The organism is Anaeromyxobacter sp. PSR-1 (assembly GCF_000964525.1).
Taxonomy (GTDB): Bacteria; Myxococcota; Myxococcia; order Myxococcales; family Anaeromyxobacteraceae; genus Anaeromyxobacter.
Genome location: NZ_BAZG01000159.1, coordinates 1 through 10175 on the forward strand (window position 1 = coordinate 1; position 10175 = coordinate 10175).

At 77.1% G+C, this 10175-nt stretch carries 7 protein-coding genes and 2 pseudogenes; 2 read left to right on the plus strand and 7 right to left on the minus strand.

What is annotated here, in order from left to right; genetic code table 11:
* A partial coding sequence (locus PSR1_RS18120; protein WP_304511090.1) for a biotin/lipoyl-containing protein occupies nt 1-248 on the minus strand: 248 nt, incomplete at its 3' end.
* An 18-nt stretch (nt 249-266) separates the two neighbouring features.
* Nucleotides 267-3086: a 2-oxoglutarate dehydrogenase E1 component gene (locus PSR1_RS18125; protein ID WP_059438849.1), complete on the minus strand. Its 2820-nt coding sequence runs from the start codon at nt 3084-3086 to the stop codon at nt 267-269.
* Nucleotides 3087-3144: 58 nt separating this feature from the next.
* On the opposite strand from PSR1_RS18125, the gene PSR1_RS18130 reads away from it, so the two are divergent.
* Nucleotides 3145-4296, plus strand: a complete 1152-nt coding sequence (locus tag PSR1_RS18130) for a methyltransferase (protein WP_059438850.1) — start codon at nt 3145-3147, stop codon at nt 4294-4296.
* A gap of 80 nt (nt 4297-4376) precedes the next feature.
* On the opposite strand, the gene PSR1_RS18135 is transcribed toward PSR1_RS18130, so the two are convergent.
* Nucleotides 4377-5516 (minus strand): hypothetical protein, encoded by a 1140-nt coding sequence (locus tag PSR1_RS18135; RefSeq protein ID WP_059438852.1) that lies wholly within the window; start codon nt 5514-5516, stop codon nt 4377-4379.
* Between the two features lie 221 nt (nt 5517-5737).
* Between PSR1_RS18135 and PSR1_RS18140 the strand changes: the two genes are divergently transcribed.
* Entirely contained in the window at nt 5738-7057 is a 1320-nt protein-coding gene (locus PSR1_RS18140) for a hemolysin family protein (protein ID WP_082100298.1), read from the plus strand.
* Between the two features lie 39 nt (nt 7058-7096).
* Here the strand turns inward: PSR1_RS18140 and PSR1_RS25025 are convergent.
* From PSR1_RS25025 to PSR1_RS24885, 4 genes and pseudogenes are all read right to left on the minus strand, one after another.
* Nucleotides 7097-8111: pseudogene (locus PSR1_RS25025) on the minus strand (NAD-dependent epimerase/dehydratase family protein).
* Nucleotides 8112-8158: 47 nt separating this feature from the next.
* On the minus strand, nt 8159-8527 hold the full coding sequence (locus PSR1_RS18150) for a response regulator (protein ID WP_059438854.1): 369 nt from the start codon (nt 8525-8527) through the stop codon (nt 8159-8161).
* 88 nt (nt 8528-8615) lie between these two features.
* Nucleotides 8616-9155: a hypothetical protein gene (locus tag PSR1_RS18155; protein WP_059438851.1), complete on the minus strand. Its 540-nt coding sequence runs from the start codon at nt 9153-9155 to the stop codon at nt 8616-8618.
* 178 nt (nt 9156-9333) lie between these two features.
* Nucleotides 9334-10175: pseudogene (locus PSR1_RS24885) on the minus strand (molecular chaperone DnaJ); the annotation flags it as partial.

Sequence of the window (10175 nt, forward strand, 5' to 3'; positions counted from 1 at the left end):
TGGCCGGCGCCGCCCTCGTCCAGCTCGGCGATCACCTCGCCGATCGCGACGGTGTCGCCGGCCTGCCGGAGCACCTTGCGCAGCACGCCGGCGACGGGCGCCGGGACCGCCACGGTGGCCTTCTCGCTCTCCACCTCCACGACGGGCTCGTCGGCCTGGACCGGCTCGCCCTCCTTCTTGAGCCACGTGCCGATGGTGGCCGTCTGCACGGATTCGCCGATGTTCGGGACCTTGAGCTGGATGGACATGGTGTTCTTCCGGGAGGATCAGTGCTCGTGCGCGGCGGCGCGCGTGTCGGTGCGGTGGATGCGGGAGACGGGCTCCCCGAGCGCCTCGAGCACGAGCTGCTGCTGCTCCAGCTTGTGCCGCGTGGCGGAGCCGGACGCCGGGCTGGCCGACGGCGGGCGGGAGACGAGGTCGAGGCGCGTGGGCAGCCGCGGCGAGAGGTGCAGGTCCACGTAGTCCCAGGCGCCCATGTTGGACGGCTCCTCCTGCGCCCAGACCATCTCGGCGCCGGGCCGGAACGCGGCGATGGCGTCGAGGATCTCGTCCGCGTGCAGCGGGTAGAGCTGCTCCAGCCGGATCAGCGCCACGTGACGGGCGCCCTGCGCCTCGCGGGCGGCGGCGAGGTCGTAGTAGAGCTTGCCCGAGCACAGCACCACGCGGGTGATCTCGCTCGGGTCTGCGACGGGATCGGCGACGATCGGCCGGAAGCGCGCCTCCACGAGCTCGCCGAGCGGCGACACGACCTTCGGGTGCCGCAGCAGGCTCTTCGGCGACATGACCACCAGCGGCTTGCGCCAGGGCGAGTAGACCTGGCGCCGCAGCGCGTGGAAGTACTGCGCCGGCGTGGTGACGTTCACCACGTACCAGTTGTCGTCCACCGACAGCTCCAGGAACCGCTCCAGCCGCGCCGAGGAGTGCTCCGGCCCCTGCCCCTCCATGCCGTGGGGCAGCAGCAGCGCGAGGCCGGAGAGCCGGTTCCACTTCGCCTCGCCGGACGAGAGGAACTGGTCGATGATCACCTGCGCGGCGTTCACGAAGTCGCCGAACTGCGCCTCCCAGATGGTGAGCGCGTCGGGCATCTCCAGGCTGTAGCCGTACTCGTAGCCGAGCGCGGCGGCCTCGGAGAGGAGGCTGTCGCGGATCTCCACCGCGCCCTGCCCCTCGCGCAGGTGCGCGAGCGGCGAGTAGGGCGTGCCGGTCTGGTGGTCGTAGAGCACCGCGTGGCGGTGGCTGAACGTGCCGCGGCGGCTGTCCTGGCCGACCAGCCGCACGCGGCGGCCCTCCAGCGCCAGCGTCGCGAGCGCGAGCGCCTCGGCGGTGGCCCAGTCGAGCGGCCGCTCGCCGCGGCCCATCTCGGCGCGCGCCTCGAGGACCTTGGCGAGCTTGGGGTGCACGTGGAAGCCCTGCGGCACCTGGGTGATCCCGGCGGCCGCCTGGGCGAGCACCGCGGGGGCCACGCCGGTCTCCGGCTCCGGGCCGGTGATCGCGCCGCCCTTGATGCCGGCCCAGAAGCCGCCCGCCTCCTGCGCGCCCGGCTGCACCGCGATCTGCGCCGAGGCCTGGTACGCCTCGTCGAGGCGGGCGCGGTACTCGGCGGCCATCGCGTCCACCTCGGCCCGCGTCGCCGTGCCCTCGCGCTCCAGCGCCTCGGCGTAGAGCTGCCGGAGCGTGGGCCGCTTCGAGATGGCGCGGTACATCACCGGCTGCGTGAACGACGGCTCGTCGCCCTCGTTGTGCCCGTGGCGGCGGTAGGCCCACAGGTCGATGACCACGTCGCGGTGGAAGCGCTGGCGGAAGTCGGCGGCGAGCAGCACCGCCTGCGCCACGGCCTCCAGGTCCTCCCCGTTCACGTGGATGATGGGGATCTGGAGCATCCGGGCCGGGCCGGTGCAGTAGGTGGTGGAGCGCGCGTCGCGCGGCGAGGTGGTGAAGCCCACCTGGTTGTTCACGATGACGTGGATGGTGCCGCCCACGCCGTACGCCTCGAGCTGCGACATGTTGAGCGCCTCGGCCACGATGCCCTGGCCGGCGAACGCCGCGTCGCCGTGCACCAGCACCGGCAGCGAGCGGACGCGCTCGAAGTCGTGGTAGCGGTCCTGCTTGGCGCGCACCCGCCCCTGCACCACGGTGTCGATCCACTCGAGGTGGCTCGGGTTGAAGGCGAGCGACAGGTGGACCAGCACGCCGTCCGGCGTCTCGCGATCGGTCGAGTGGCCGAGGTGGTACTTCACGTCGCCGCCGGTCGCGTTGACGATGGCGTTGTCGCGGAACTCGGCGAAGATCTGGCGCAGCGGCTTGCCGACCACGTTCGCGAGCACGTTCAGGCGCCCGCGGTGCGCCATGCCGATCACCACGTTGCGGACGCCGTGGCCGACGGCCCGGTCCACCAGGAACTCGAGCAGCGCCACGAACCCCTCGGCGCCCTCCACGCTGAAGCGCTTCGCCCCGAGGAACTTCGTCCCCAGGAACTGCTCCAGGCTCTCCGCCTCCACGATCTTGCGGAGGAGCAGCTTCTTCACGTCCGGCGCGAGCGAGAGCCGGTTCTTCGTGCGCTCCATCCGCTGCTCGAGCCAGCCGCGCAGGTCCTGGTCGTGCATGTGGGCGAGCTCGACGCCCAGCGTCCGGCAGTAGGTCTCCTCCAGCCTCGCCACCAGGTCGCGCAGCGTGCGGTCGCCGCGGCCGTCCGCGTCGGCGCAGGGCCGGTCGAGGTCGGCGGGCCCGAGGTCGAACGCCTCGAGCGCGAACGGCTCGGCGGGGCGGACCAGGCCGAGCGGATCGAGCCTGGCGCGGAGGTGACCGTACTCGCGGTACGCCTGCACCAGCCGGTCCACCTTCGCCTGGAAGGCCGCGTCGCCGCCCGCGCCGGCCGCGGGCTGCGGGCCGGCGGCGCCGTCGGGCCGGCGCCGGGGGAAGGACGCGGGCGCCGGGGCGGCGCCCGGGGCGGCGGGCAAGCCCTCGAAATACCTGCGCCACGATCCGTCCACCGACCTGGGATCGGCGAGCCACGCGTAGTAGAGGTCTTCGACGAAGGAGAGGCTGGGCGCGCTGGGCAGCGCCTGGGGTTCCGGCGGCGATGACATGGCGCGCTCTTCATAATCCAGACACCCCCCGCCTGGCCGCTCAACCGCACGCGATCCGATGACGCGCACCGATCCGACCGCCGCGGCGCCTCCCCGGGAGCTGGTGTGGCGGGATGCCACCGGGGAGCACAGGGCGCGCTGGGCCTCCGGCTCGGCGCCGCCGCCCGCCCGGCTCGGCCCGGCCGGCGACGCCACCCGCGCTGGCGAGGCGCTGGCCCGGGCACGTCGCGGCGAGGGGCTGGTCTACGCCGGCGACTACCACAACGCCCGGCAGCTCCTCGCGGCCATGGGGCGGCGCCTGGAGCACCCTGCGCCGAAGGGCGCAGGCCTGGCGGGCGCTTACCGCGCCGCGCGGGAGCGGATGCGGCTCGAGCACGAGGTGCTGGCGCGGCTGCTCGTGCCGGTCGAGCCCGGGTGGCGCATCGCGCTGCGGCGGGCGCCGGAGGTGGCCGCCGCCTGCACCGAGGCCCTCGGCCCGCCGCCGGACGGGCCCGCGCTGCTGCCGCTCCGCGAGCTGCTCGGGCTGGTCGCCGCGCACGAGTGGCGACGCCGCGGCGTCGAGGTCCCCGCGCTCGGGGCGCGGGTGCACCCGTTTCACGGCGTGTACGCGCCCATCCGGGGCGAGTACGTGGACCTGGTCGCCGCCGCGGCCGCGGAGCGCTCGCTCGAGGGCACGCGCGCCTTCGACCTCGGGACCGGCACCGGGGTGCTCGCGCTGGTGCTGGCGCGGGCGGGCGCCCGGGTGATCGCGACCGACCTCGAGCCGCGCGCGGTGGCCTGCGCCCGCGAGAACGCGGCCCGGCTCGGCCTGGCCGGCCGGGTCGAGGTGGTGGAGGCGGACCTGTTCCCGGAGGGCGTGGCGGACGTGATCGTGTGCAACCCGCCGTGGATCCCGGGCGCCGCGCACGGCCCGCTCGAGCGGGCGGTCTACGATCCGGGCGGCGCGTTCCTGGAGCGGCTGGTGCGCGGGCTGCCCGCGCACCTCGCCCCGGGCGGCGAGGCGTGGATCGTCCTCTCCGACCTGGCCGAGCGGCTCGGGCTCCGGCCGGCGGGCGAGGTGGCGCGGCTGGCGGGGGCGGCGGGGCTGGAGGTGGCGGACGTCCGCGAGGCGCGCCCCTCGCACCCCCGTGCGCGCGACCGCGCCGATCCGCTGCACGCGGCGCGCGCCGCCGAGGTGACGCGGCTCTTCCGGCTCCGGCGCCGTCGATAGAGGCCCCCTCCTCCCGCTCCCTGGTGCGGGAGGAGGGGGAGCGGCGGACGCACCCGCGCGGCCCGCCCGCCGCCAACCTGCTACGCCGGCGCGCCGGGCGCGACCGCCGCCCCGGCCGCCGCCGGCTGCACCATCGGTGACACCGGCGGCGCGCGACGGAGCACGAGCGGCGCCGGGCGGACGGGCACGGCGTCGAGGCGGCGGAGCACCTCGTCCACCGTCCGGCGCGGCGTGGGCCGCACCTCCGGACCGTAGCCCAGCCGCAGCAGGAGCTGCGGCATGCCCGGATCGCCGACCGCCTCGCGGAGCGGCCCGCGCAGCCCGTCCTGCTCGACCGGCTGGTTGAAGTAGGCGACGGTGAGCCCGGCCGCGGTGGCGCGCAGCAGGATGCGCTGGAGCGCGATCCCGGCGACCATCCACTCGGCGAGGCCGTCGTGCGCGGTGGAGAGGACGAGCAGGGCCTTGGAGGCGAGCGTGCGGCGCCGGTCGCGCTCGGCCTCGGCGCGGGCCGGGTTGGAGAGCCGGGCCACGAGCGGCTGCAGGCGCGCCGCGGCGTCGCTCATCCCCACCGCGTACGCGGGCATCCCGTCGCGGCGGCCGCTGCCGCTCGGGTGGATCCAGCCGGCCAGCTCGGCGCGGAACCGCGGGTTGGCCCACTGCCGGCGATCGCCCTCGGCCACCAGCTCGGCCACGGCGCGGCGCTGGTGCGCCTCCACCGGCCGCAGCCAGGCGCCCTCCGCGCGCGCCTCGCGCAGCAGCCGGGTGACCAGCCCCTCCGGCGGCTCGCGGCCGTCGAGCGGCAGCCGGTTGGTGCGGCGGCGCGGGATGGCCTGGAACAGCTCCTCGTCCTCGGGCGAGAGCGCGCGGTGCTCCTCGAGGCGCACGCGCGCCACCAGCCCGTCGCGGCGGTGCGTGCCGATGATCTCCGCCGAGGTCGCGTGGCCGAAGTGCGCCGCGGCGAGGCGCAGGTTCGCGAGCGCCGCGCCGCAGGCCATCACCAGCTCCCGGCCGTCCGGGTCCACCTCCGGGAGCGCGCGCGCGCCGTCGGCGTGGAGGCCGACCTCGTCGCCGCGCACCTCGAACCACCACGGCTGCGTGTTGTGCCGCGAGGGCGCGAGCACGGCGTACGCGAGGAGGAAGCGCAGCCGCTCGGTCGGCCCGCCCCATGACGGGAAACCCCGCGGGTCCGGCGCGGGGAGCGCCTGCGCATCGACGAACATGGGTCCCTCCCGGAACTCGGGCACACGGCGCAGCGGCGCTGCGGGAGCGTTTCAGGTAAACCTCTTCTCCGCGCGCGGGGAGTCCCCGCCCGGGCGAACCTCGATCGCCTGCGCGGCCGCGCGCGTGCGCGGTCACCGAGTCGAGCGGCGGCGGCCCCGGCGCGGCCACCCCGGGGAGGGAAGGCCACCTGTACGACACAGCCGTCGAGATCCTGATCGTCCTGGCCCTGGTCGTCGCGAACGGCGTGTTCGCCGGCGCGGAGATCGCGGTCATCGCGATGCGCAAGACGCGGCTCGCGCAGCTCGTCGAGCAGGGCCGCGCCGCCGCCGGGGCGGTGCTGCGGCTGCGCGACGCACCCGAGCGCTTCCTCGCCACGGTGCAGGTCGGCATCACCGTCATCGGCGCCAGCGCCGCGGCGTTCGGCGGCGCGTCGATCGCAGGCCGCCTCGCCCCGGTCCTCGAGCGGATCCCGCCGCTCGCGCCGTACGCGCACCAGCTCTCGCTGGCGCTCGTGGTCGCGCTCGTGTCCTTCCTCTCGCTGGTCCTCGGCGAGCTGGTGCCGAAGTCGCTCGCCCTCCGCGCGCCCGAGCGCTACGCGCTGCTGGTCGGCCGGCCCCTGCTCGGCCTCTCGCACCTGGTCCGCCCCGTCGTGTGGCTGCTGACCGCCTCGTCCAACCTGCTGCTGCGCCCGTTCGGCGACCGCACCACCTTCGCCGAGGCGCGCCTCTCCGCCGAGGAGCTGGAGCAGCTCGTGGACGAGGCCGGCCGCGCCGGCGCGCTCGACGCGCCCACCGCGGAGATCGCCTCGCGCGCGCTCGCGTTCCGCGACCTCACCGCCGGCGACGTGATGGTCCCGCGCAGCCGGGTGAAGGCGCTCCCCGCCGACGCGACCCAGGACGACCTGAAGCGGCTGCTGCTCGAGGAGGGCCGGGCGCGCATGCCGGTCTACGACGGCACGCTCGACGACGTGATCGGCTACGTGATGGCGAAGGACCTCGCCGCCATCGCCTGGGAGCGCGAGCTCATCGTGCTCGCCGACCTGGTGCGGCCGGTGCACTTCGTGCCGGAGGGCGCCAAGGCGGTGCACGTGCTGCGCGACATGCAGCGGCGGCGCTCGCAGATCGCGGTGGTGGTGGACGAGCACGGGGGCATGGCCGGGATCCTCACGCTGGAGGACCTGGTGGAGGAGCTGGTCGGCGACATCCTGGGCGAGGCCGAGGAGCCGCAGCCGCTCTTCGAGGTCGAGCCCGGCGGCGCCGCGGTGGTGCGCGGCGACGCGCCCATCCGCGAGGTGAACCGCGCGCTCCACCTCGACCTGCCCGAGGGCGAGGGCTACACCACCGTCGCCGGGCTGGTCATCGCCGTGGCCGGCGCGATGCCGGAGCGCGGCGCGCGCCTGCGGCTCGCCGACGGCACGGAGGCCGAGGTGGTGGAGGCCACGCCGCGCGTGGTGCGGCGGGTGCGGCTCGTGCCGCCGCCGCCCGGCGAGGCGAGCGCGGGCGCCGGCGAGGGCGACGGGGCGGCCGGGCCGGAGGCCTGACCGGGAGCGCGAAGCGGGCCGCCGGGGCGCCGCCGCGCGCTAGCTCGCCAGCGCCGACAGCTCGGGCGTGTCCGGCCGCAGCCTTCCGGTGGCGAGGGCCCAGCGGTAGGTGTCGCGGACCATCTCCTCGAACGGGCGGACGCGGTAGCCCAGCTCGCGCTCGGCCTTCGCCGACGACGCGAACGTGTACAGCGCGCTGGCGCGGACCAGGCCGCGGCTGGTCCTCGGCCGCCGGCCGGCGGCGCGCGCCGCCAGCTCCTGCGCCGCGGCGAACGCGAGCGCCAGCGGCACCGGGACGCGGCGCGGGGGCGGGACGCCGGCGACGGCGCAGGCGCGGCGGATCATCTCCGACATGGCGAGGTTGTGGCCCGCGAGCACGTAGGCCTCGCCGGCGCGCCCGCGCTCCAGCGCGGCCACGTGGCCGTCGGCCACGTCGCGGACGTCGCAGAAGGACGCGCCGCCCTCGACGTAGGCGGGGATGCGGCGCCGCGCGAACGCGAGCAGGATGGACGCGGAGGAGCCGTGCACGTCGCCCGGCCCGAGCACGTAGGCCGGGCGCACCACCACGAGCGGCAGGCCGCGCGCGGCGAGCGCCCGGGGCCGCCCGCTCGCCCCGGAGCTTCGAGACGAAGTAGGGCATCCCGAGCGCCTCGGCGTTGCCGGCGGTGGCCTCGTCGGCCACCTCGGGCGCGGCGGTGCCGCCCATCACCGCGGTGGACGAGGTGAGCACCGCGCGCGCCACCCCCGCCTCCAGCGCCGCGCCCAGCACCGCCTCGACCGCGCGCACGTTGACGGCCTCGAGGGCCGCCTCCAGCCCCGGCCCGAAGCCCACCACGCCCGCCGAGTGGACCACCGCGTCGCGGCCCGCCAGCGCCGCGCGCAGCGCCGCCCGGTCGTCCAGCTCGCCGCGGGCCACCTCCGCGCCGGCGGCCTCCAGCGCCGCCGCGTCGCTGGTGGCGCGCGCGTACAGCCGCACCGAGTGCCCGCGCGCGAGCAGGGCGCGCGCCACCGCGCCGCCCACCAGGCCCGTACCGCCGGTGACGAGGACGTTCACCGGGCCGGTCTACCCCGGCGCCGCGGCCGCGACAAGGATCCGCCCGGTCACGGGCGCCGCGCGTGGCGGGCCACGGTCTCGAGGAGCGCGTCCAGCTCGAACGGCTTCGTGAGGTACCCGTCCGCCACCGGCACCGGGAGCTGCTCGGACGGAAGCGCGGCGGTCATGAGCACCACCGGCAGGTCCCGCAGCGCCGGGTCGGCGCGGAGGGTCTCCAGGAACTGCGCGCCGTTCATCACCGGCATCACGAGGTCGAGCACCACGAGATGCGGCCGCGGGGACCGGCGCAGCCACTCCAGGCCGGCCACGCCGTTCTCCACCATCGCGACCGCGTAGCCCTCGGCGTCGAGGCACTCGGCCACGCTCTCGCGGATCGCGTCGTCGTCCTCGACGAGCAGGATGCTGCGACCGTTCACGGGATCCCCCACACCGGTCGTTCTAGCACCCCGGCCGCCGCCGCGGCAGCGCCCGGCCTGCTCCGCCCCGCCTGTGCCCGCGCGGGGACTAGATGGTGAGCGACGAGGGCGCCTGGAAGACGGGCGGCGCCGGCGTCGCCGGGACCGGCGGGTGGCCCGGCGGGAGGCGCCGGTCCGGCGGCTCCAGCGCCGGCGCCGGGCGGGAGGCGTCCCCCGACGCGCAGCCGTACGCCTCGCGCACGTGCGCCACGAGCGCGTCGAGGTGCGCGATCGCCCCGCCGCGGCCGCCGCGGAGCGCGTGGCGCAGCTCGGCCGCGAGCTGCGGATCCTCGAGCATCTTGGCGGAGGTCATGTTCTCGCAGACGTAGTCCGGCGTGAGGCACGCGCGCGCCATGGCGACGTGCCAGTCCGCCCAGCTGTGCGGCTCGCAGTCGCCGCCGCGCACCCGCCCCAGCACCGGCAGCGCGAGGGCCCCGAGGACCGCCAGCCCGGCGAACGCGACCACGCTCGCCCGCGCGGTGCGGGCGAGCCGGGACGGCCGCCGCGCCCGCGGCGCGGCGATCCCGCAGTTCGGGCAGGCGCTCGCGCCGGCGTCGAGGGTCGAGGCGCACAGCGTGCAGGTCTTCATCGGAGCCTCCGCGGCGGGCGGTCGCACCCGCTTCCTCCGATGTAAGCAATGCCCGGCGGCGCCGCCGTGGACGCCCGCCCCCCCGTCGGGCAATTGCCGGGCGCGCCCGCCCAACCGCCCTGCGGCGTTGGGGGCAGCGTCCCGGTCCCGGGGCGCGCCCGCGCGTCCGCCCCCGGCCTCAAGGCCGGAAGCGGCGCTCGATCCGCGAGCGCAGCAGCTCGAGGAGCTCCTCGGCGGTCATGCCCGCGCCCGCGGCGACCGCGAGGCGGAGCGGCCCGCGCCCGCGCACCCGCGCGCCCTTGCCGAGCGGCCCGTCCTCGCCCCGCACCTCGACCGCCTCCGGCGCGAGGTCCACCTCGCAGGGCGCCAGGTACAGCTCGGCGAAGCGGCGCCGCAGCCGCTCGGCGGTGAGGGCGTCCGCCTCCTCCGGCAGCAGCTGGAAGCCGATGGCGGTGCCGGCGAGCGCGGCGGTGACCTCCGCCACCAGGCCGAGCCGGAGCGCGTGCGGGGCGAGCGCCTCGAGCCCGTCCACCTCGCCGTAGCGCCAGTAGCTCCGCAGCACCGCGCCGCACGCGGCGCAGGCGATCCCGTGCAGCGCGTCCAGGCCGCGGGTCCGGTACAGGTGGCGCGCCGGCCCGCGCGCGCGGCAGCGCGGGCAGGCCTCCTCCGGCCCGAGCGCGGCGAGCACCGCCCGCGCCACCTCCGCCACCGCCGGCCGGTCGAGCGCGATGCGGACGCCCGCCGCGAGGTCCGCCGCGGCGAGCTGCACGCCCGCGTGGATCTCGCCCCCGCCCTCGCGCGCGCCCACCACGAGGTGGGCCGGGAGCCGGGCGAGCATCCGCGCCAGGTCCGGCGCCCCGGCCCAGCCCGCGCGCAGCGCGTCCCAGCGCGCCTCCAGCGCCTCCGCGGTCGCGATCGCCTCGGGGACGCGCCGGCCGCCCTCCTCGGCGAAGAACGCGAGGCAGGTGAGGGCCACCTCCCACGGCGCCCCCGCGGGCCGCGTCCTCCAGCGACCGCGCC

Excerpts from the sequence above, each read along its gene's own strand:
- PSR1_RS18125 (WP_059438849.1), bottom strand. The coding sequence starts at position 3,086 with ATGTCATCGCCGCCGGAACCCCAGGCGCTGCCCAGCGCGCCCAGCCTC.
- PSR1_RS18130 (WP_059438850.1), top strand. The coding sequence starts at position 3,145 with ATGACGCGCACCGATCCGACCGCCGCGGCGCCTCCCCGGGAGCTGGTG.
- PSR1_RS18135 (WP_059438852.1), bottom strand. The coding sequence starts at position 5,516 with ATGTTCGTCGATGCGCAGGCGCTCCCCGCGCCGGACCCGCGGGGTTTC.
- PSR1_RS18155 (WP_059438851.1), bottom strand. The coding sequence starts at position 9,155 with ATGAAGACCTGCACGCTGTGCGCCTCGACCCTCGACGCCGGCGCGAGC.